This window comes from Variovorax sp. MPBD4-3, from assembly GCF_058809745.1.
In genome coordinates this window covers 39,609-60,980 of the sequence record NZ_JBXASW010000004.1, presented here as the reverse complement: position 1 = coordinate 60,980, position 21,372 = coordinate 39,609, and the positions used below count along the sequence as shown (strand labels likewise).

The 21,372-nt window shown below is 69.0% G+C and carries 19 protein-coding genes; 14 read left to right on the top strand and 5 right to left on the bottom strand.

Going from position 1 to position 21,372, the window contains the following annotated elements; translation table 11 throughout:
* Window position 1 precedes the first annotated feature (1 nt).
* Both AC1RVW_RS03365 and AC1RVW_RS03360 read left to right on the top strand, forming a co-directional pair.
* Window positions 2-1,534 carry an amidohydrolase family protein gene (locus AC1RVW_RS03365; RefSeq protein WP_493198019.1) on the top strand — a complete coding sequence of 511 codons (1,533 nt, stop codon included), beginning with the start codon at window positions 2-4 and terminating at the stop codon, window positions 1,532-1,534.
* Between the two features lie 46 nt (window positions 1,535-1,580).
* Window positions 1,581-1,973 (top strand): VOC family protein, encoded by a 393-nt coding sequence (locus tag AC1RVW_RS03360; protein ID WP_081269046.1) that lies wholly within the window; start codon window positions 1,581-1,583, stop codon window positions 1,971-1,973.
* Window positions 1,974-2,004: 31 nt separating this feature from the next.
* Here AC1RVW_RS03360 and AC1RVW_RS03355 read toward each other — a convergent pair whose 3' ends face one another.
* Window positions 2,005-2,499 (bottom strand): cupredoxin domain-containing protein, encoded by a 495-nt coding sequence (locus tag AC1RVW_RS03355; RefSeq protein WP_081269047.1) that lies wholly within the window; start codon window positions 2,497-2,499, stop codon window positions 2,005-2,007.
* Between the two features lie 157 nt (window positions 2,500-2,656).
* On the opposite strand from AC1RVW_RS03355, the gene AC1RVW_RS03350 reads away from it, so the two are divergent.
* The 3 genes from AC1RVW_RS03350 to AC1RVW_RS03340 are packed head-to-tail and all read left to right on the top strand — an operon-like array spanning window position 2,657 to window position 5,318.
* Window positions 2,657-3,514 (top strand): hypothetical protein, encoded by an 858-nt coding sequence (locus AC1RVW_RS03350; protein ID WP_493198016.1) that lies wholly within the window; start codon window positions 2,657-2,659, stop codon window positions 3,512-3,514.
* 41 nt (window positions 3,515-3,555) lie between these two features.
* Window positions 3,556-4,125, top strand: coding sequence for a hypothetical protein (locus tag AC1RVW_RS03345; protein WP_081269049.1), 570 nt, complete (start codon window positions 3,556-3,558; stop codon window positions 4,123-4,125).
* Window positions 4,122-5,318 carry a PrsW family intramembrane metalloprotease gene (locus AC1RVW_RS03340; protein ID WP_493198014.1) on the top strand — a complete coding sequence of 399 codons (1,197 nt, stop codon included), beginning with the start codon at window positions 4,122-4,124 and terminating at the stop codon, window positions 5,316-5,318. Before AC1RVW_RS03345 ends, AC1RVW_RS03340 begins: the two co-directional genes overlap by 4 nt.
* A 16-nt stretch (window positions 5,319-5,334) precedes the next feature.
* Here the strand turns inward: AC1RVW_RS03340 and AC1RVW_RS03335 are convergent, their stop codons facing one another.
* Complete coding sequence (locus AC1RVW_RS03335) at window positions 5,335-5,595, bottom strand: hypothetical protein (RefSeq protein WP_493198013.1); 261 nt, start codon at window positions 5,593-5,595, stop codon at window positions 5,335-5,337.
* A 191-nt stretch (window positions 5,596-5,786) separates the two neighbouring features.
* Between AC1RVW_RS03335 and AC1RVW_RS03330 the strand changes: the two genes are divergently transcribed.
* Together AC1RVW_RS03330 and AC1RVW_RS03325 are read left to right on the top strand one after the other, a co-directional pair.
* A complete protein-coding gene (locus tag AC1RVW_RS03330; RefSeq protein WP_493198011.1) occupies window positions 5,787-6,146 on the top strand; it encodes a DUF2845 domain-containing protein in 360 nt (119 codons plus the stop codon).
* 30 nt (window positions 6,147-6,176) lie between these two features.
* The gene (locus AC1RVW_RS03325; protein WP_493198009.1) at window positions 6,177-6,917 is read left to right on the top strand and encodes a DUF6882 domain-containing protein; all 741 of its coding nucleotides are present in this window, start codon (window positions 6,177-6,179) and stop codon (window positions 6,915-6,917) included.
* 7 nt (window positions 6,918-6,924) lie between these two features.
* Here the strand turns inward: AC1RVW_RS03325 and AC1RVW_RS03320 are convergent, their stop codons facing one another.
* Both AC1RVW_RS03320 and AC1RVW_RS03315 read right to left on the bottom strand, forming a co-directional pair.
* Window positions 6,925-7,344, bottom strand: a complete 420-nt coding sequence (locus tag AC1RVW_RS03320) for a cupin domain-containing protein (RefSeq protein ID WP_493198007.1) — start codon at window positions 7,342-7,344, stop codon at window positions 6,925-6,927.
* 110 nt (window positions 7,345-7,454) lie between these two features.
* Window positions 7,455-8,198, bottom strand: a complete 744-nt coding sequence (locus tag AC1RVW_RS03315) for an NAD-dependent epimerase/dehydratase family protein (RefSeq protein ID WP_493198005.1) — start codon at window positions 8,196-8,198, stop codon at window positions 7,455-7,457.
* 90 nt (window positions 8,199-8,288) lie between these two features.
* Between AC1RVW_RS03315 and pdxR the strand changes: the two genes are divergently transcribed.
* A complete protein-coding gene (gene pdxR / locus AC1RVW_RS03310) occupies window positions 8,289-9,725 on the top strand; it encodes a MocR-like pyridoxine biosynthesis transcription factor PdxR (protein WP_493198003.1) in 1,437 nt (478 codons plus the stop codon).
* A gap of 6 nt (window positions 9,726-9,731) precedes the next feature.
* Here the strand turns inward: pdxR and AC1RVW_RS03305 are convergent, their stop codons facing one another.
* The gene (locus AC1RVW_RS03305) at window positions 9,732-10,826 is read right to left on the bottom strand and encodes an ATP-dependent DNA ligase (RefSeq protein ID WP_285411074.1); all 1,095 of its coding nucleotides are present in this window, start codon (window positions 10,824-10,826) and stop codon (window positions 9,732-9,734) included.
* Between the two features lie 138 nt (window positions 10,827-10,964).
* On the opposite strand from AC1RVW_RS03305, the gene AC1RVW_RS03300 reads away from it, so the two are divergent.
* The 6 genes from AC1RVW_RS03300 (at window position 10,965) to AC1RVW_RS03275 (ending at window position 21,326) form a co-directional block, all read left to right on the top strand.
* On the top strand, window positions 10,965-14,150 hold the full coding sequence (locus tag AC1RVW_RS03300; RefSeq protein WP_493198001.1) for a hypothetical protein: 3,186 nt from the start codon (window positions 10,965-10,967) through the stop codon (window positions 14,148-14,150).
* Complete coding sequence (locus tag AC1RVW_RS03295) at window positions 14,147-15,853, top strand: SWIM zinc finger family protein (RefSeq protein ID WP_493197999.1); 1,707 nt, start codon at window positions 14,147-14,149, stop codon at window positions 15,851-15,853. Before AC1RVW_RS03300 ends, AC1RVW_RS03295 begins: the two co-directional genes overlap by 4 nt.
* Window positions 15,854-16,131: 278 nt before the next feature.
* A complete protein-coding gene (locus AC1RVW_RS03290) occupies window positions 16,132-18,081 on the top strand; it encodes a reverse transcriptase family protein (RefSeq protein WP_493197997.1) in 1,950 nt (649 codons plus the stop codon).
* 331 nt (window positions 18,082-18,412) lie between these two features.
* Window positions 18,413-19,513 (top strand): GNAT family N-acetyltransferase, encoded by a 1,101-nt coding sequence (locus AC1RVW_RS03285; protein ID WP_493197995.1) that lies wholly within the window; start codon window positions 18,413-18,415, stop codon window positions 19,511-19,513.
* Window positions 19,510-20,361 carry a PA4780 family RIO1-like protein kinase gene (locus AC1RVW_RS03280; RefSeq protein ID WP_493197994.1) on the top strand — a complete coding sequence of 284 codons (852 nt, stop codon included), beginning with the start codon at window positions 19,510-19,512 and terminating at the stop codon, window positions 20,359-20,361. The genes AC1RVW_RS03285 and AC1RVW_RS03280 overlap by 4 nt, the downstream gene beginning before the upstream one ends.
* Window positions 20,362-20,384: 23 nt before the next feature.
* The gene (locus AC1RVW_RS03275) at window positions 20,385-21,326 is read left to right on the top strand and encodes an ABC transporter substrate-binding protein (RefSeq protein WP_493197992.1); all 942 of its coding nucleotides are present in this window, start codon (window positions 20,385-20,387) and stop codon (window positions 21,324-21,326) included.
* Window positions 21,327-21,372 lie beyond the last annotated feature (46 nt).

The window sequence follows — 21,372 nt, the reverse complement described above, 5'->3', positions numbered from 1 at the left end:
CATGACGACCACGCCAGCCCTCACACTGATCCGCGGCGCCGAGGTACTGACCCTGGCCGGGCCGCAGGGCACGCAGCCCGTGCATGCCGACCTGCTGCTGCGGGACGGCAGGATCGAAGCCATCGGCCCCGACCTGCCCGTGCCGCAGGCCTGCACACTCGTCGAAGCGCGCGGCAAGCTGCTGATGCCGGGCCTCGTCAACGCACACACGCATTCGAGCGAGACCTTCTTCAAGGGCCGCTACGAAGGCATGCCGCTGGAGACCTGGCTGCTGTACGCCTACACGTACCTCAGCGGCAGCCCCATCGGAGACCGCCTGCTGTACCTGCGCACGCTGCTGCTCGCCACGCAGTCGCTGAAAAGCGGCGTGACCACCCTGTGCGACGACTTCTTCGACCCGATGGCGCACAGCATCGACCGGCTCGGCATCGTCTTCCGCGCATACCGGGACGCGGGCATCCGGGTCAATGTGTCGAGCGCGGTGCTCAACACGCCGGTGCTCGACTCCACGCCCTTCGGCCACGAGCTGTTTCCCGAACACCTGAGCGCGCAGCTGAAATTCGGCGCACCGGCCACGGCCGCCGACTACACGGCGTATTGCCAGGAGGCGTTCAGGCTGTTCCACGGGCAGGCCGATGGCCGCCTGCGCTTTGCCATCACGCCCTCGGCGCCGCAGCGCTGCACCGTCGACATGCTGCAGGCCTGCCACGCGCTGGCGGTGCAGCACGGCGTGCCGCTGCACACCCACCTGCTGGAGACGAAGGTGCAGGCCGTGGCAGGCCAGATGTTCTACGGCAAGACGCTGCTGGCGCACATGCACGACATCGGCATCCTCGACCACCACGCCACCCTGGCGCACGCCATCTGGCTCACCGATGCCGACATTGCGCGCATGGGCGAGGCCGGCTGCACGGTGGTGCACAACCCGCTGAGCAACCTCAAGCTGGGCTCGGGGCTGTCGCCCATCCGCAAGCTGATGGATGCGGGCGTGCGCATCGGGCTGGGCACCGACGGCCTCTCGTCCAACGACAGCGCGCGCGTCTTCGACCTGATGCGTTTTGCCGCGCTGATGCACAACGGCCCGGGCGCCGACGCCGCCGAATGGCCGCGCGCCGCCGAGGTGCTGAAGATGGCCACCATCGACGGCGCGCGCACCGCGCTGCTCGACGAAGTGACAGGTTCGCTCGAAGTCGGCAAGGCCGCGGACCTCGTCATGCTGGACCTGGACAACGACAACTTCCGGCCACGCAACGACATCGCAAAACAGCTGGTCTATTGCGAGAACGGCAGCTCGGTCGAACTCGTGATGGTGGCCGGGCGGATCGTCTCGCAGGACGGCCGGCTGCTCACAGTCGACGAATCGGCGGTGTGGGCCGAACTGGACGAACTGCTGCCCGCCTACCTGCAGGAACACGGCAAGTGGGAGGCCGCCAACCGCGTGTTCGAGCCCAGCTTCGCCGAGGTGATACGGCGATGCCAGGCGGTCGAGCTTCCCGGCCTTTCGCGGCTCACACCGCCAATCGACTCCAGATAGAGTGCCGGCTGTTTCACTCGACCGCGCACTCACGCATCCGACACCCATGAAATTCGGCTACACCATCGTCTACGTTCCCGACGTCGCCCAATCGCTTCAGTTCTTCGAACAGGCCTTCGGCTTCACGCGCAAGTTTCTTCACGAATCGAACACCTACGGCGAGCTCGCGACCGGCGAGACCACCCTCGCCTTTGCCGCGCACGAGCTTGCGGAGTCCAATTTCCCGCAAGGGCATGTTGCTGCATCGGCCTCGGCCAAGCCGCTGGGCATGGAGCTGGGCTTCGTTACCGACGATGTCGCGGGAGCGCATGCACGAGCGATTGCGGCAGGGGCATCCGAATTGTCCGCGCCCGTCTCCAAGCCATGGGGACAGGTGGTCTCCTATGTGCGCTGCCCCGACGGCACGCTGGTCGAGCTGTGCTCGCCCATCGGCGGCTGAGCGGCGATCGAACGGGCAGGCACGCAGAAGGTCAGCGGCCAGCCTTCGCCACGCTCACCGCGCCCTTCATGCCGGCGTCATAGTGCCCCGGCTGCAGGCAGCCGAAATCGACCTTGCCCGCCTGCGTGAACTGCCAGAGCACCTCGCCGGTCTTGCCCGGCGCCAGCGTCACCATGTTCGGATCGGCGTGCTCCATCTCGGGGTTCTTCATCATCGCCTCGTAGTGCGCGCGCAGATCCTTCCCAGTTCCCAGCACCAGCTCGTGCTTCAGGACACCCACGTTCCTGACCACGAAGCGCACCGTCTCTCCCTGCTTCACGCGGATGTCGGACGGGGTGAAGCGCATGTTGTCGGTCATGTCGACATGGATCGTGCGAACCGATTTCCCGGCCGCGCCGGGCTTGCCGATGGCGCTGTCGGCGGCGGCGTCGTGGCCGCCTGCATGCGTGCCCGATGCGGTGGCGCCGGTGGCCGCCAATGCGAGCAGCGCCGCGACGGCGGGAATGTGGAGTCTGATGCGAACCATGGCTTTCCTTCTCTTGCTTTGCCTTGCCTTGCCGTGAACGGATGAACGAAATGTCCGCCCGCGCCGCACTGTAGGAAGCCCATCCACGGATAGCCTGACAGGCCGGTGACAAGAAAGTAATCTACGCAGCCTTGTGCCGCCGCGCCGGAAGGAATCCATGTCGCATCCCGTCTTCCTGTCCAGTTCCGCCCTGCCTCGCATGCCCGAGGGCAGCCGCAACGAATGGCGCGGCTTCTTCGGTCACGGCGGCGAACTGGAAGCCAATGCGTTCTTCCCGCTGTTCTGGCGCGCGCTCTTCGGCGCGGACGACATCCGGCATGCGCGGTTCATCGACGAATGCGACATCGAAGATGAAGCCGCCGTCGCGGACCGCGCGGAATGCCTGGAACATTTCGGCGCGGAGGCCACGTACCCCTACCTCGTGACCGACAAGCGAACTGCATTGGCGCGATTGGCGAGCCGGCGCGAGGCCATCCTGGCGGCAGTCGGCGAGCGTTACCGGCCCATTTTTGACTGCTTTGCGGAACTGATCGCGCATGGTTTCGCGGATCATCTGCTGCTGCGGACCAGCGGGTTGCCCGACGCCGCCGAAGCCGAGAAATGGCTGCGCGCCGATCTGGCGGCCATCGACACGCCCGATGCCGCGAGTGGCGAGATGAAGCAGCTGGCGAAAGACTTGTCGGCACACGGCGCGAACCCGGTATGGCTGTTGTCGGGCGCGGGCTCGACCGATGCGGGGTCCTGGCCCACGGAGGAACTGAAAGGCCTGTTTCCGCAGGCTGACAGGAAGAAGCCGAGGCGGGAGCCAGTCGCGCCACAGGCCGCGCGGCCACCGTCCAGGCCCAGGAGCTGGCTCGACGCCGTGCTCGAATGGCTCGGCATCTTCGTCGCGGCAGGCGTGGCGCTGGGTACTTACGGGTTCACCAGGTCGGTGTGGCTGGCGCTGCTGGCCTTTGTTTGCGCGGCCGTGATCGTGGGCTTCGGCGTCGCAAAGTCGCGCGGACCTCGGGCGTGACTCGTGCGCGATGAAGGTCGTCCATATGGCACGATCAACCCATGCACGAGCCCTCCCGCCGAATCCCCTACCGCACCTGGCCCGGCGCGCTCGCGGTTCTGCTCGCCATTGCCGCCTACGTCGGCGGGCTGACTTTCTGGGACCGCCACACGCCCGGCGCACGCCCGTTGGCGCTGGCGGCCGGCGAAACCATCGATGCGGGCCAGGCGCGGTTCGTGCCGGCCGAGGGCTGGAAGATGGACGTGGCGCGCTCCAAGGCCGGCCGCTCGCTGATGCTGCTCAAGGGCGGCCACAAATTCCGGGTGACGACGGAGCCCTGGGCGGGCGGCCCCGACGGTCCGCTGGTGCGGCAGCAGCGGCTCATGGAGCGCGGCCAGGGCCTGACCATCGACGGCGACGTGTCCGACTTCGTGACGTCATGGGGCCTGCAGGGCAAGACTTTCGCGTACTACGGCTCCAAGCTGGCCGGTCGCTTCTGGCAGGTGGTCGACATGCGGCGCAAGTCGCTCGTGCAGATCGACTTCTACGGACCCAACGACGGGCTGGACGACGCGCTGGCGGAAGCCCGCGGCATGCTGGACTCCATGGACATCGAGGCGCCGCAGGAATGAACATCGACGCTCCCGCCCTCGACAAGGACCAGGCCTCGTGGCCGGTCGGTACCGACTCTTTCTTCCAGCCCCAGCGCGCGGCGTTCTGGGTGCTTACGGCGCTGATCGTCAACGGCCTGTTCTACACGGTGAACATGTTCTCGCTCGGATTCCGCGTGGTCCCGGTCACGGCCTTCCTGGGGCTGCTGGTGTGGGGGCTCTACACGCTGATCTTCCTGGCCGCCTTCCGCACACTCGACCTGCTCGAACAGCATCCGCCGGAGGCGTTCATTCTGGCTTTCGCCTGGGGCGGCATGGGCGCGGTGTACTTCGCGGCGCCGGCCAACATCGCGATCCAGAGCCTGTGCGCCAAGCTCATATCGCCGGAGTTCGTGGCGGTCTGGGGGCCGGCCATCGCGGGGCCGATCACGGAAGAGTTCCTGAAGATCGCGGGCGTCATCCTGCTGGTGCTGGTCGCGCGCAACCAGTTCCAGACGTATCTCTCGGTGCTCATCGTCGGCGCGCTGGCGGGGCTGGGCTTCCAGGTGATCGAGAACCTGAGCTACACCGTCAATGCCTCCATGCACTTTCCGCTGGAGAACCAGGTCTATCCGGTGTTCCTCAACCTGCTCACGCGCGGGCTCATGAGCGGACTGTGGAGCCATGCGGCCTACACCACCATCGCGTCTTTCGGCATCGCCTGGTTCCTGCTGCATCCAGAGCGGCCGATGGCTGTGCGGGTGGCGGCGGCACTGTCGAGCTTCGCGCTCGCGTGGGCCATGCACTTCATCTGGAATTCGCCGTTCCTCGAAGACCTGTTCGACAACGGCTACGGAGAAATGGCCGTGCTGCTGTTCGTCAAGGGCATTCCCGCGCTGGTCGCGGCGGGCCTGATATGGCGCGTGGCCGTGAAAGAGAACGGCACGTACCTGCATGCGCTGGCAGCCGTCTTCGTGCCCGAGCGCGACCTGATCCGCGACGACGAATGGGTACGGCTGGGCGCGCCCATGCAGCGCTACAAGGTCCGCCGCGAGATGGGCTGGACCTATGGCTGGCGCGCGAGGCGGCTGAAGACCCGGCTGCAGCGCGAGCAACTGCGCCTGATCCGCAAGGCGGGCACCTACGGCCGAGGGCCGCAGACGCTGCGCCACGAAATCGCCATCAGGCAGCTGCGCGCGGAGCTCGATCCTTTGATCCAGCCGCGGCAGCCCTGATCCGCTTGGCCTGGGCTCAGCCTGCGTCCTTCAACGCTTTTTTTGCCTTCTCGGCCGAGCTCTTCGAGCGGTTCTTGTGATAGCCCGACTTGACGTTGTTCACGGCCTTGCCGACCGGGCCGCTCTTCTTGGCGTCGCTGTCCGCGCGCTTCTCGTCGATCTTGTGCTTGGCGGCGTCGGTCGCGTCGGAGGCGGCCTTGCCGATCTGGGCACTGGCGGTGCCGGCGGCGAGCATCGTCAGCGATGCTGCAAAGGCAATCAGGATTTTTCTGGTCATCGGGTGTTCCTCCAGGTTCGATAGTCGAGCCTCGATGCTCGCATCGCTTGGCGGAACCGCGTGTCAGCCACCACCCCGCATCCGCCAGGGCCGCCATCGCACATTTCCGGCACTACCGCAAAGGCTTAGAACTTCAAGCAGCGGATAAAGTCCGAGCCGGAACATCCTCCTTTTGCTTCTCTTTGCCGCCCATGCGCACCACCACCGCGAGCGCCCTCCTCTTCGGTATTGCCGCCCTGCTGCACGGCGCAGGCGCGTCCGCCCAATCGCTGAGCTGCGGCGGCATGCTCTCGGGCGTGGGCGACTCCAAGTATTCGGTCGTGCAGAAATGCGGCGAGCCGATGTCCAAGGAATTCGTCTGCGTGCCGCGCCCGCAAGTCGCCTGGGTGCTTTCGCCCTACCCCGGCGGCCCGGCGCAACAGGTGATCACGCAGCAATGCGTGCCGATGGAAGACTGGGTCTACAACCGCGGCCAGGGCAACTTCCTGGGCATCGTGCGCTTCTACAACGGAGCGGTGGAATCGGTGCGCGACGGGGATCGGGTGCGCTGAGCGCTTTCATCAACGAACACAGGATCTGACGTGAGCACATTCCAGGATCATTTTTCGGACCAAGCAGCCTCCGCCCTGGCCAGACAGATGGCACTGGGCGATGTCATCGGACAAAGGTCCTGGGGCATCGACGTGCAGAAGGGCGTGCTGAGTTTCGGCGATGACCTGCGATACCCCGCGCAACTGCTCGGCACACACGCCTTGGGCCCCGGCACGTGGCTGTGGGTCTGGGCCAACGCGCAGAGCAACATCCCCGAACAGCACACCGAGGCGGCCCTGCGCATCCGGCAGCGCGGAGAAGCGGAGTCGATCGAGGCTTTCACCTCCGCGTCGCTGCAACTGGACGATGCCCTCACCGACCACATGATCGCCATGACGTGCGGCGGCCTCGAAGGCGGGCGCTGCTACTACCGCGCGCCCTACGACGGCGGCGCCCTCTTCGTGCTGCTCGACGACGTGCCGCGCGAGGTACTGGCACCTGTGACGCTGCCACGCGCGGTCACGGTGCTGATGGAGGTGATCTCGCAGTTCGACGTGGACCACAGGCGGATGGCGACGAGCTTCCTGCGGCAGCAGGGCCTGGAGGCCACATCGAGCACCGCGGCGGCCATCCGGGCCGAGCGCGCGGGCGAGGGGCACATCGAAATCAGCTTCGATGAATCCGGCCGCATCTCGAACGTTGCCTGCACGCTGCTGCCCCAAGGCGCAACGCCGGCGGCAGAGCCGCCGCCCGAACCGAAAGCGCCGCGCTGGCAGTTCTGGAAGCGATAGGCCCTCTTCAGGGCGGCAGCACCAGCGGCCCGCAGTTCTCATCGGCCACGAACACCGACACCAGCTTCGCGTGCTTCACCGGATCGGGGTTCTCCGCAAACAGGTGCAGCGTGCCGGGCGGCTCGAAGAAGGTCTCGCCGGTGCGGTAGTTGCCGGGCGGCGTGCCGGCAAGCTGCGAGCGCACCGTGCCTTCGAGAACGATCGCGGTCACCGAACCCGGGTGGCGATGGGCCGGCGAATAGGCCATCGGCGGAAAGTCGACGATGGCGGTGGTGACGGACTTCCCTGGCACATGCGGCAGCGGCTCGCACGAGATCACCTTCACCGAAGTGGCGGGCCGCGCGGCGGCGCCCGGGCCTTCCACCGATGGTGCCGACGCGAACATCGGCCGGCTCACCGTGCTGCAGATGTCATCGATGAGCCGCACTGCCGACTGCCTGCCCGCATGCGGCAGCAGCGCCCAGGCCGCGGCGGCGACTGCTAGCGCGCCGAAGCCGAGGCACGTGCGGTGACACGGCAGCAAAGGCTCCTTCGCATTCACCGCACCGCCCCCAGCGCCAGCCGGGCATCCGCGCGCCACCCCAGCGCACGCTTCGCCTTCTCGCTGCCGACTTCATCGCCATCCTCGGCGATGTTGAAGACGCCGCCTTCCGAGCGCTGCAACGCCAGCAGCGCCGCAACGGCGGCGGCCTCGACATGCAACGGGCTCGCGCCCTTCGGCTCGGCGGTCGAGGTGCCCGGACCATAGAGCTGGCCGTAGCGCAGCACTGTGGACGTCATGCCTGGCGCGCCCAGTACCGCCTGCTCCAGCGCGACGACGCCGTCGACGCTGACGCGGCGCACACCCTCCGCGTCCAGGTCGAGCGGCATGTCTTCGGTGAAAGGCTTGGCACCGGGCGCATAGGCCCACGCGATGCTCTGCGCCACCAGCCTCTTCGCGCCCGCTGCCGCCGCAGCGGCCACGAGGTTGCGCGTGCCCTCGGTGCGCACCCGCGCGTTGAGCACGGCGGCCTCGGCCATGCGCCTCGGATCGAGGTCCTTCGGCAAGGCGGTGAGTTGGTGGATCACGCCCCACGGCGCGACGCGCGCGAGGGCTGCCCTCAGTGCCGTCGCGTCGAATACATCGACGACCACCGGGCGCACGCCCAGCGCTTCCAACCCGGCTGCCCGGTCGGCGCGCCGCGTGCTGCCGTACACGACGTAGCCCGCGTCCTTCAACAGCGGAATCAGCGCGGTGCCCACGGCCCCGGTCGCGCCCGCCAAAAATACTTTCTCGCTCATCGCATCGATTCCTTCAAGCTGTTCATGGAACGAGCTTAGGCCTACGATGCCTCACCCGAAAGAACCAAGAATCGACAAAACGACTGGGCCATGGCAAGCGGCAAGAAACCATCCAGGAAAACACCGACGCTCGACCGCGCCAGGGCCACGCCCCTGTTCCGGCAGATCTACGAGCGCTACCGAAACGCCATCGAGCAAGGCACGCTGCGCCCCGGCGACCGCGTGGCATCGGCGCGCAACCTGGCCAGCGAACTGGGTGTGGCGCGCGGCACCGTCGAGGCTGCGTTCAGCCAGTTGACGGGCGAAGGCTATCTGTCGTCGCGCGGGCAGGCGGGCACGGTGGTCTCGCCGTCGCTGCCGGTGCAGCATGCGGCGCGGCGCGAACCCCGGCGCGTGGAGGCACCCGTCGCCATCGGCGGACTCATGCAGCCGGGCGAACCACCGTTGCTGCAACTCGGCATCCCGTCGTTCGATGCCTTCCCGCGCAAGCTGTGGTCGCGCCTGGCGGCGCGGCGCATGCGGGGCATGGGCGCGGCCGACATGTTCTACGGCGCGCCCGCGGGCTTCGCGCCGTTGCGCGAGGCCATCGCGGCCTACCTGCAGGTGTCGCGCGGCGTGGCCTGCCATCCCTCGCAGGTGCTGGTGACACCGGGCTACCGCGCCTCGCTCGCGCTGGTTGCGAACGTGCTGCTCAAGAAGGACGACCGCGTGTGGATCGAAGACCCGGGCTTTCCGCCGACACATGAAGTTCTTCGCCGCACCGGCCAGCGCGCGGTGCCGGTGCCGGTCGACGAAGAGGGACTGGTGGTCTCGCGCGGGCTGCGCAAGGCGCCGAAGGCGCGCATGGCCGTCGTCACGCCCTCGCACCAGGCACCGCTGGGCGTGTCGATGTCGCTGGCACGGCGGCTGCAGCTGCTCGAATGGGCCTCCACGGCCAATGCCTGGATCGTCGAGGACGACTACGACGGCGAATATCGCTATGCCGGTCCGCCGCTGCCGGCGCTCAAGAGCCTGGACGGCAACGACCGCGTGCTGTATGCGGGCAGCTTCTCGAAGGTGCTGTATCCGGGGCTGGCGCTCGGCTACCTGGTGGTGCCCGAGTCGCTGCGCGCGCGCTTCGAGGAGGCTGCGCGCATCGGCTCGAACGGCAGCCCGCAGCTCACGCAAGCCATCGTGGCCGACTTCATGCGCGAGGGCCATTTCTCGCGCCACCTGAAGAAGATGCGGCTGCTGTACGCGCGCCGCCGGAGCATGCTTGCCTCGGCCTTGCTGAAAGCTTTTGGCGACGCGGTGCGCATCGACTTGAAGAGCGGCGGCATGCACCTGCTCGCACGCTTCGACGGGCTCGGCCATCGCGATGCGGAGCTGGCCCGCCGTGCGCAACAGGCCGGGCTGAACTGCCAGCCGTTGTCGGGCCGGCATGTCGCGGCGTCCGGCGACGAAGGGCTGCTGATGGGCTTCACCAACATCGCGAGCGCCGCAGAGGCGAACCGGCTCGCGGCCCTGCTTCGTGCCGCGTTCGGCTGAAGCGCGTCAGGCTTCGCCGTCTTCCTCGAGCGCCGCGCTGCGGTCCTTGATGCGCGTGACCTGCGACAGCACCGCATCGGCCGGTGTCATGTCGGGCCGCCGACCCTTGTAGACGGGCTGTTCGAACTTGCCGCCGGCATAGCGGTACAGGTAGCGCACCTCGACCAGCGTGCCCACGGCCGGCAGAGCCTCGCCGGGCGGCACGGTCACGTTGCCGAGATCGACCATCGCGCCGGCTTCGTCGCGCAAGCCCACGGCCACCGAGCGCTGCGCATTGACGCGAAGCACCTCGCAGGTCGCGCTCTGGTTGAACTTGAACTTCAGGCTGGCGCTGCTGCGGCCCGCCGCGAACGGCGCGTCGAGCGCCTTCAGCACATAGCCTTCACTGTGCGCGGCCAGCAGTTCGGCGGCACGCCGGCGCTTGCCCTCGGCGCTCAGTTCGAGCGCGAGCACCGTGATCCACGGCACCGTCGCCGCGGCCTTCCGCAGATGGCCGAAGCGCTCGATGAATGGCGCGCCGCGCAGGTCCTGTCCTGCCATCTCCAGCAGGTCGAAGGCCAGGAAAGCATCGCCGACGTGCTCGCCCGCGATCACCGTTCGACCGGCGTGCGCGTCGGCGGCGCCGACCCATGCCTGCGGTATGTCGACGAACAGCCCGCGCCGGTTGGTGCCGCGCACCGTGCCGCCTTCGATCAGCAGGATGCGGTTCTCGCCGTCCGCCTTTTCCTGCAGGCCCCAGCCGGGGTCGTCGAGGTAGCGCGCCAGCTGTTCCTCGGCAATCAGCGTGGGCAGTTGCGGCAGCTCGCCGCTCACGCGGCCCGCGAGCTCCGTGGAGGTGTAGAGCGCGCCGGACTGGTCGGGCGTGTAGCCCTTGGACGTCTTCTCCTTCACGACCTTCTCGTAGATCTTCAGCGCGGCCTCGTAGGCGAGCGGGCTGCTGGTCTTGGTGCCCGTGGCGAGCGTGCCGCCGCGCCGGCCGTTGCCGTAGTCGACGACCCAGCCGTCGTCCTTCTGGCGCAGGTGCACCTGGTAGACCTTGTCCGAGCCCTGGCCCGTGAAGTAGAGAAAACTCGATTGTTGTAAGTGTTCCGTATTCGCCATCGCGCTCATTGCCTGCCTGTTCGAAAAGATGTCTGCCGAGCACGATGCTACACACGGCCAACAGGCGCCCCTGGCCGCTAAGATGCTCGGCGGAACAAGAAGCACAAGCATCCAACCCGAAGGCAGGGAGGCCTCCGCGTGAAGCGCATTCGCTCAGAGAAATTGATCCGCATGAAGCCGGGCGCGCTGGGCGCGAGCGGCTTCAGCACGGTGGAACTGTTCGCCTTGCCGGAAGCCCCGGGCCACGTGGTGCACGTGAGCACCAGCCGCGACGGCCAGCAGTGGAAGGAAACCGTCCACACACCCTCGCCGCTGCCGCTGGATGCCGCCACCGCCGCCTTCGAGCAGGCCGTGGCGGCGCAGATCGCGCAGGGCTACACCATAGAAGGCACCCCACTTGCCACTGCCCCATCAGCATCGCCTGCCCCCGTTGCGCTTGCACACCCCGGCGACGCCGTGCTACTCGCCAGCCTCCACCCCGACACCTGGCGACTGCTGCCGCCGGTGCGCCAGAGCCGCGTGGTGTGGCGCATCGGCGAACGCCGGCTTGCCGCCTCGGTGCCACGCCTCATAGACCTCCTCGAAACCGGCGAGCCGATGCTCGACTACTGCATCGCCTGGGCCATCGGCCGCTGCGGCGACGGTGGTGCGTTCGAGGCGATGCGCGAGCTGTCCCAGCGCGGCCGCACGCCCGTGGTCACGCGCGCGGCACGCTGGGCCGCATTGAGCCTGTGGCCGCAGGACCAGCGCGCCAGCGAAATGGCGCGCATCGCCGACGACTGGCCGGTCGCGCTGCACCGCGCCTGGGCCGGGCTGCTGGAGCTGCCGCTTGAACAAGCCATGCCCCGCCTGCGCGATCACCTGGCCGACAGCGCGCTCTGGAACGGATTGAAATTCCCAGCGTGGGTCGAGCAGCTGTTCGACCTGTCGCTGCTCGAAGGCCCCGCCGCCGACAGCCTGGTGCACGCGGCGCTGCGCGAGATCGCTCAGACGCTGCAGCTCGCGGCCGGCAGCTTCCGCGCATGGCGGCGCCTCTACAAGGGTGCCGAATTTGCGGGCGAGTACGCACTGCTCGGCGTGCTGCACCAGCGGCTCGAAACACAGCGCGCGGCGTTCCGCTCCGGCGGACGCTGGGCGATGGCGAACGGCCGCTATGTAGAGATCGCGAAAGAAATCGTGCGGCCCGACAGCCGCCTGGCCTACAGCCACCGCACGCGCGACTACCTGCGCCGCCGCACCTGGCGCAGCCTGCGCCGTCTGGCTTTGGCCGGCACGGCCGATGAGGCAAGCTGGCTGCAGCTGGCCATGGGCGTGCTGCTCGCCGCCGACGATGCCGACGCCGGCACCGCCGGCCAGCAACGCGACCCGCGCTGGAGCGAAGAACCCGGTCGCTGGCACACCGGCCCCTACAGCAATTGGCTGGTGCTGATGCAGCTGCTGCACCGCCACGACGCCGAATGGGAAGCCCAGCGCGGCGGACTGCGCTGGCGCCGCCACAGCCCGCTGCCCACGCAGCGCATCGACCGTACCGAAGCCTGGCCGGAGCGCTGGGACCGCCATCCGCAAGCCCTGCTGCAGCTGATGCAGCAAGGCCGCTGCGCCGCGGTGCACGCCTTTGCCGCCCGCGCATTGCAAGACAACAGGCCCTTCTGCGAGGCGCTGGACGCGCCCACCGTGTGGAGCCTGCTCGCCAGCAACTGGGACGACACCGCGCGCTTCGCGCTCGCCATTGCGCGCCAGCGCATCGCGGCGGGCACGGCGCCCATGCCATGGCTGCCGGCGCTGCTGCGCTCTCCGCTCGCCGAGGCGCGCGCCTACGCGCTCGAATGCATCGCACGCGATCCGGGCCTGTACAGCCAGCAGGTCGATCTGCTGCTGATGCTGCTCACCTCGGCCGATGCCGACGTGCGACGTGCCTCGCGGCTGCTGTTGCAGGCGGCGGCGTCGAACCTCTCGACGCTCGATGCGCTGTGCGTCGAACTGCTGGCCTGGCTCGCGGGCAGCGATGCCGATACGCCCGAGCTGCCCGCCATCTGCGAGAACCTGCAATGGGCGTTGCAGGGCCTGCTGCGCACCGCGGCGGCCAAGGCGCCGCTGCCGGAACTGCTTGCGCTTTTCGATCACCCTGCAGCCGAGGTCGTGGCGACAACGGCCGAGTGGCTGCTGCTGCACCCGGCCTCGGTGCAAGGCCTGCCGGTGGCCGTGCTCACACGGCTGCTGCAGTCCGACGATGCGCGCCTGCGCGGCGCCGGCGTGCGCCTTTTCACCGCCCTGCCCGACGACACGCTGCTCGGCCAGCCCGAGCTGTTCGCGGCCTTCTGCGCCAGCCCGATGGCCCCCGTTCGCGCGGCCGTGGCGCCGAAGCTCGCGCAGTTGCTGCCGGAGCATCCGGCGTTCGGCGCGGCGCTGATGCCGATGCTGCGCGACGAGCTGTTCCGCGCCGAAGCCGCCGAGGGCGTGTTCGACGCCCTGCTGCAATGGCTGCGCGGCCCGCTCGCCGAGCACACGCGCCGGGGCGAGCCCGCCGTCACGCTGCGCCTGCTCGAAGCACGCAGCAAGGGCGCGCAACAGCTCGGCGCATGGCTGCTGCCGCAGCAAGATCCGCAGGGCTTCGACGTGCTGCAGACGGCGAGCCTCGGCCTCGTCGACACCGCCGCCGCGCGCCGCTGGGCCATGGACCAGCTCGCCGCACAGCCGGAACGCACGCTCGCGAATCTCGGCGACGCGCTGCGCATCTTCGACAGCCGCTGGGACGATGCCCGCGACTGGGCCCGCCAGTGGTTCGGCGCCCAGGGCAACGCGCCCCAATGGACGCCGGCGCTGCTGGTGCGCCTGTGCGACCACAAGGACGCCGGCGCGCAGCGGCTGGGCCGCGAGTTGCTCACCACGCATTTCGACGTGACCGACGTCACCACCTACATGCTGCAGCTGAGCCAGCACCCCTCGCCCGGCATGCAGCTGTTCGTGACCAACTGGCTGGCCTCGGCCGCCGGACGGAAGCCCGACGTGCTCGCGCGGCTGGAGCCCTACTTCCTGAGCGTGCTGTCGCAGGCGAACCGCGGCCGGCTGGCCAAGGCGCGCGTCATGCAGTTCCTGGCTGCGCAGGCGGCGCATTCGGAAGACATCGCGCGCATCGTGGCACGCGTGTTCGCGCGGCAGGCCGTCACCGGCGCCATCACCGAGCGCGCGCAGTACGTGGCGGGGCTGCGCGGCATCCAGGCGCAGTTCCCCGAACTCGACAACCCCTTGCAGACCGCCCCGGTACGCAGCGTCGCGCCGCGCCGCGCGCTGCCCGCCGCCCCGGGCGGAGGAAGCGCCGCATGAGATTCCAGTACCGCTACTTCGGCCACTCCGGCGCGCAGCACACGGCCGACAGCACCGCGCTGCAGTTCGCGCCCGACACGCTGCGCGCGCCGGTGCACTTCGTGGCCGACATCAACCGCCACCTGCCGTTCCGCGAAGGCATGTCGGCCCTGCACGACGTGGTGGTGGGCGACCTGCGCTTCCAGCCGCGCGACAAGAGCGCGTATCTCGAATGGCTGGCCGGGCAGGAAGGCGAATTGCTCGCGCAGTTCATGGCGCGCAGCGACGAGCTGAAGACTCAGATGGCGCCTCTTCGCGACGAACTGGCCGAGCTGCGCAAGCGCAAGTCGGCCGTGCTGCAGCCCTTCCTGCGCGCGCAGAAGAGCTACTTCGACCACATCTACAAGGTCAACCGCGAGGCGTGGTTCGTGCTCGACCCGGTCATCACGGTGCACCCCGACCGCGTGTTCTTCGAGTGCTTCAGCCAGGACGAGTCGAGCTACGGCATGTTCTCGTGCAGCCACGACATCTTCGACCGGGTGAGCGACCATGCCTTCGGCACCACCAACGTCGACTACTCCGAGTCTCTGTACGACGAGTTCCAGAAGATCCGCGACTACAAGACCACGCGGCTGGCCATCGACCCCGGCGGCTTCCAGGTTCAGAGCGACAACGACCCAGCCTTCCACGAGCCGAAGATCGACGTGCCCGACAGCTGGGTGCGCGGCTTCCTGCAGGTGAGCAGCGCGATGCTGCTGCCGGCGCAGCGGCTGCAGCTGCACCCGATGGACGTGCACAACATCTGCCTCGTGCTGCGCCGGCGCAAGGAGCGCGTGGGGCCGCGCTCGCTGCGCTTCATCCTGCGGCCGGGCCAGCCGGTGCGCATCCTGTTCGAGCCCTGGGGGCACGAGCTGGTGTGCCCGCGCTCCACGCACAGCGCCACCTCGGACATCGACATCCGCGTGTGGGGCCGGCGCCGGCTGCTGCAGCTCGAACGCCTGGTGCCTGTGGCGCAGGGCTTCACCGTGCACCTGCTGGGCACCGGCATGCCCAGCTTCTGGGTGGCGCAGCTGCCCGACATGGAATTCACGCTCGGCCTCTCGGGCTGGACCGCCAACGACTGGTCGCGCAACGGCCACTTCGAACTGCTGCAACCGCGCCACACGGTCGACCAGGACAGCCAGCTTCGCGCGTTCACAGCATTGGGCGAACGCTGGCGCGCCACCACCGCCGAGCTGGCGGCAGCCACCGGGCTGTCGACGCTCACGGTCGATGCGGCGCTCGGCGGCTACGTGCAGGCCGGCCGCGTGGTGTACGACCTGGCGCACGGCGTCTGGCGCCTGCGCGAACTCAGCCGCGAGCCGCTGCCCATGGACAAGCTGCGCTACGCCAGCCCCGAGGAAGAAGCCGCTGCCGAACTGGTGCGCGCACGCCGCATTGCCAACGTGAAGACGCAGGCGCGGGCCGACGGCGGCCTCGCGCTGAGCGGCAAATGCAAGGGCGCGACCGGCCAGCGCGAATACCTGGTGAGCCTGCAACTCGACACCGACCAGCGCGTGGCCTCGGGCGACTGCCAGTGCGGCCATTTCGTGCGCCACCGCATGACCAAGGGACCGTGCGAGCACATGCTCGCGCTGCGCCTGTCCGCCTCGCCGGCTACGGCCGGCATCCAGAACGCAACGACAACGACGACAGATCAGGAAAGGACCGCACGCATCGGCTGATACACTGCTTTTTGCGAACGGAGCGGGAAGGCTCTTGCAATCCGGTTGGCGTATCGCCACCCTCGCACACAGCACTTCCCAAGCGTCACTGGACGTCTCTTCACTGTGCCGTACACGCATGGTGACGCGACAACAGTACGGCTTCCTCGAAGCTCATCGGCGTCACCATGCGTGTACGGCGTCGAGTGGAGCCCTCCAGTCCCGAGGCTCTTCGACGAGATTCCCGCTTCGTTCGCAATTTTTTTCTTCAGCAGTGCATCGGCCGGTGGCGCAGCGCCATGACCATGCAGTCTCCCCCCGCATCTTCCATTCCCGACTCGGCACTCACGCGCGAGCAGCTCTACGAGCGCATCCGCAAGGGTTCGAAGCAGGAGGTGGTCCTCGAGGAAATGCAGCGCCTGGGCTTCTGGCCGCAGGACGCGGCGCAGCCCACGGTAGAGGCCCGGCTGATCCGCCGCGAAAGCGAGCTGCAGGCCGCACTGAGCAAGCTCGGCGAGGAGCTGCGCGGCATCGAGGACCGCGACAAGGCCCTGAAGACGATGCGCAAGGAGCGCATGGCCAAGGCCCGCGAACGCCGCGAGGAAACCCGCCAGCGCCTCGCCCAGGGCCGCCATGCTCGCGCACTGGCATGGCACGAGCGGCGCCAGCGCGAACTGCTCTACGTGGGCGAAGGCGTGTCCGGCGGCCTGGGCGAGGCACGCAGCGACGCCGAGGTGCTGGCGCGCAACGCCCTGCCCGCCTTGCACCACGCGGGCGACCTCGCGCAGGCGATGGGCATCGGCCTGGGCGAACTGCGCTTCCTGGCCTGGCACCGCGACGTGGCCAGCGTGAGCCACTACCAGCGCTTCACCATTGCCAAGAAGAGCGGCGGCGAGCGCCATATCTCCGCGCCCATGCCGCGCATGAAGCGCGCGCAGTACTGGGTGCTCGACAACATCCTCGCGAAGATGCCGGTGCACGACGCGGTGCACGGCTTCCTGCCGGGCCGCTCGATCCTCACCAATGCCGCGCCGCACGTGGGGCAGGACGTGGTGATCAACCTCGACCTGAAGGACTTCTTTCCGTCCATCGGCATGCGCCGCGTGCGCGGCGTGTTCCGCCAGCTGGGCTATTCGCAGCAGGTGGCGAGCCTGCTCGCGCTGGTGTGCACCGAGGCACCTACCGACGAAGTGCAGCTCGACGGCCGCCGCTACTTCGTCGCGCGCGGCGAGCGCGTGCTGCCGCAAGGCGCGCCGACCAGCCCCATGCTGACCAACCTGCTGTGCCGCCGGCTCGACGCACGGCTGGCCGCCAGCGCCGCCAGGCTCGGCTTTCGCTACACGCGCTATGCCGACGACCTGAGCTTCTCGGCCGACGCCGCGCACAGCCGCGACACGGCCAAGCTGCTGTGGCGCGTGAAGCAGATCGTGGCCAGCGAAGGCCTCACGGTGCACCCCGACAAGCAGCAGGTCATGCGCAGACACCGGCAGCAGCATGTGACGGGCATCGTGGTCAACAACAAGCTATCACTCGACCGCGACACGATGCGCCGTTTTCGCGCGGTGCTGCACCAGGCCGAACGGCATGGCCCGCAGGGCTTGCAGTGGAACGGCAACAGCGACGTGATCGGTGCGCTGCGCGGCTACGCGAACTTCATCGCGATGACCGACGCGGCGCGCGGTGCGCCCTACGTGGAACGCGTTCGCGCACTGGCCGCGAAGCACGGCGGCGGCAAGGCGACCGCGCCGGCCGTGCCGCAGACGCCGTCGCAACGCAGCCTGCCCGCGGGCCAGTTCCGCAAGCAGTCGGCTGCGGGACAGGCGCCGTGGCCCGCGTGGTGGCAGCCCGCGCAGGCAGCGGTGCCCGTGCTGGAGAAGACAGCGGAGCAGATCGCCGCAGAGAAGAAGGCGCAGCGCGATGCAGCCCGGGCACAGGCTGCCGCTGTAGCAGCCGCGCCACAGGCCGCGGCGCGGCCGGCGCAGACGCAGGCGCCATCCGCGCCTTCCACTCCCGCGTCCGCCCCCGCGCCCGGCGCCCTGTCCCACATCGGCTGGATCGTCAGCATGATGTTCCAGGCGCTCTACGTGGTCACGACCTTCCTGGCCGGCTCCAGCCCGCTGATCTGGCTGCTCACCGGCGGCGTGTTCATCAGCAACTTCCTGCGGCGCAAGAGCGGATGGGGCGGCTTCCTGGCGGCGGTCTTCGTGTCTTCCGCGGTGGCTACGCTCGTGCACAGCATGCGCAAGTGAGCGAGCGAGCGAGCGCCAAAACCACACGCCGCTTCACAGCGCAAGGCAAGCCAGCTACAGTCGTCGCTCCGACAAACAGCCACAGAAGGAGGTACGCGATGGAAGACACCGCTGTTCACGCCCCCCGCATCGTGCGGTTTGTCGTGCCCCCTCTAGCCCTCTGACCGACTGCTGACGCTTCACCCGCGCAGCACGTGCCCTTGACGGGCGCGGCCAGTCTGGTACCCGCGGCCCTTTCGCCGCAGCGACAACAAACCGCCCCGATTCAAACGCCGCCGCCAGCACGCATGTGCCGGCCGCGCCCCGTTCCTTTTCGAATCAAGGCAAACCCATGCTTGAACCCCGTGCCGCGCATTCGCGGCATACCGTGACCACCACCGTGTTCGATCCCCAGCGCGCGAGCGAAGCCGACTGGGACCGCTTTCTCGCCTACTGGCGCCTGCGCTCCGCGGAAGACCATCCCGGAGAGCCCGTGCAGCCCGACGCCGACCGCCGGCGCGAGGTGCTGAAAACCGCCCCGCTGTATGCCTTTCATCGCGTGCTGGCCGTGGGCGAGCACGGCGAATTCATCGGCAGCCTGAGCACCAGCTTCCGCCGCCCGGGCACTCCGGGCAGCGAGCCCTTTGCGCCTTTCATCGACGCCTGGGGCGGCGTGCTGCTGCCTCACCGCCGGCGCGGCGTGGCGAGCGCCTTGCTGCGCACGCTGCTGGCGCAGATGGAGCAGCACGGCAAATCCATCGCGACCATCAAGGCGCACATGCCCGGAGGCCACGCCTTCCTGCAGGCCATCGGCGCGAGCGAAAAGCACCGCAGCGTCGAGAACCGCATGCGCTTCGACGGCCTCGACTGGCAGGAGCTCGCGCGTTGGCGCACCGAAGGCTTCGCGCCTGCACACGGCCTTCGCGCCGAGGTGCATGCCGGCCGCGTGCCGCACGAGCGGCTGGCGGCGCTGGTGGGCCCGATGTCCAGCTTGTTCGACGACGCACCCACCTCCGGCCTGCAGCGTCCGCCCTTTCGCTACGACCTCGAAGACTTCGCACCCTGGTACGCGGAAATGGACCGCCGCGGCGGCGAGCACTTCCTGGTGCTGCTGCTCGACGGCGACGAACTGGCCGCGATGTGCGAGGCCAGCTGGAATGCGCGCTACCCCGACCGCATGAGCCAGCGCCTCACGGCCGTGTCGCGCAAATGGCGCGGCAAGGGTCTCGCCAAGGGCGTGAAGGCCGCCATGCTGCAACTCGTGCGCGAGCGCCATCCCGAGGTCACGCTCGCCATCACCAGCAACGCCGAGGTCAACGCGCCCATGCTCGCCATCAACCACCGCCTGGGCTTCGCGCCGTACCGGCACGACAGGCTCTACCAGGTCGGCACCCGAAGCCTGCGGGACTTTCTCGCCACCCGTTCCACTACGCCCGAGGAGGCATCTCGATGAAAGCACCCCAGAGACTGCAGGCCCTGATCGACGAAGGCCTGATCGACAACGTGGTGCGCCAGCTGATGAGCGGCAAGGAAGCCATGGTCTACGTCGTGCGCTGCGGCGACGAGACACGCTGCGCCAAGGTCTACAAGGAGGCCGACAAGCGCAGCTTCCGCCAGGCCGTGGACTACACCGAGAACCGCCGCGTCAAGAACAGCCGCGAGGCGCGGGCCATGGCCAAGGGCACGCGCTTCGGCCGCCAGGTGACCGAGGCCATCTGGCAGAGCGCCGAGGTCGATGCGCTCTACCGGCTGGCCGCCGCCGGCGTGCGCGTACCGACGCCGCACAACTTCCTGGAGGGCGTGCTGTTGATGGACCTCGTGACCGACGCCAACGGCGACGCCGCCCCGCGCCTGAACGACGTGGCCTTCTCGCCCGAAGACGCGCTACTCCACCACGCCAGCCTGCTGCGCGAGGTGATGCGCATGCTGTGCGCAGGCATCGTGCACGGCGACCTTTCGGAGTTCAACGTGCTGCTGGCCGAAGACGGCCCGGTCGTCATCGACCTGCCGCAGGCGGTCGATGCCGCGGGCAACAACCACGCCCGGCGCATGCTGCTGCGCGACGTGGAGAACCTGCGCAACTTCTTCGGCCAGTTCGCGCCCGCGCTGCTGAAGACGCGCTTCGGCGAAGAGATCTGGCACCTCTACGAACGCGGCCAGCTGCGCCCCGAGACCGAGCTGACCGGCAGCTTCGTGCCCGAGACCGGCCCGGTCGACCTGCGCAACGTGCTGCGCGAGGTGGACGACGCGCGCGAGGAAGAGGCCGCGCGGCTGCTGCGCCTGCGCACGCCGCGACAATAGGCGGGCCAACGCCCGCCTGCCCGATGACCTCTTCCGCCCTGCCGACTACCGTCCCGCGCCAGCTCCTGGCCTCCACCGTCCGCCGGGTCGCCAAGGCCGCGGCTTTCGTGGCGCTGGGCTTCGGCCCGGCCGCGCAGGCCGCCGGCACGGCCATCCGGCTGCAGGACGACCGGGGCACCACGCTGGAGCTGCAGGCGCCGGCGCGGCGCATCGTGTCGCTGATGCCCTCGCTGACCGAAACCGTCTGCGCGCTGGACGCGTGCGACCGGCTGGTCGGCATCGACCGCCATGCCAACTGGCCGGCTTCGGTGAAGGGCCTGCCGCAGGTGGGCGGCATCGACGACGCCAACATCGAGCGCATCGTCGCGCTCAAGCCCGACCTGGTGCTGTTGCGCCCGCGCAGCCGTGCCGCAGAGCCGCTGGAGCGCCTGGGCATCAAGGTGCTGGCGCTCGACGCCAAGACCCATGCCGACCTGCGCCGCGTGATGGAGACCGTGGCCCGCGCCACCGGCCGCCCCGGCGCCGGGGAGGCCTACTGGCGCAAGCTCGATGCCGGGCTGGACGCCGCCCGGGCCCGCGTGCCGGCCGGCTGGCAGGGCCGGCGCGTGTACTTCGAAGTGCACGGCGGCATGGCGGCGGCCAGCGAAAGCTCCTTCATCGGGGAAACCCTTGCCCGCCTCGGGCTGGGCAACGCAGTGCCCGGCACGCTCGGCCCCTTTCCCAAGATGAGCCCCGAATTCGTGGTGCGCGCCGACCCCGACGTGCTGATGGTGTCGGCGCTGGGCGAAATCTCGGCCATGGCCGGGCGGCCCGGCTGGTCGGCCATGTCGGCGATAAAGCGCGGGCGGGTCTGCAGCTTCGCCTCGGCCCGCTTCGACCTGATGATGCGCCCCGGCCCACGGCTGGACGAGGCCGCCGACGCCATCGTGGGCTGCCTCGCCTCGCTGGGCGAGCCCAAGCCTTGACCGACCGCGCCCCTCGGCGGCGGCCCTGACGTACCATTCCGGCATC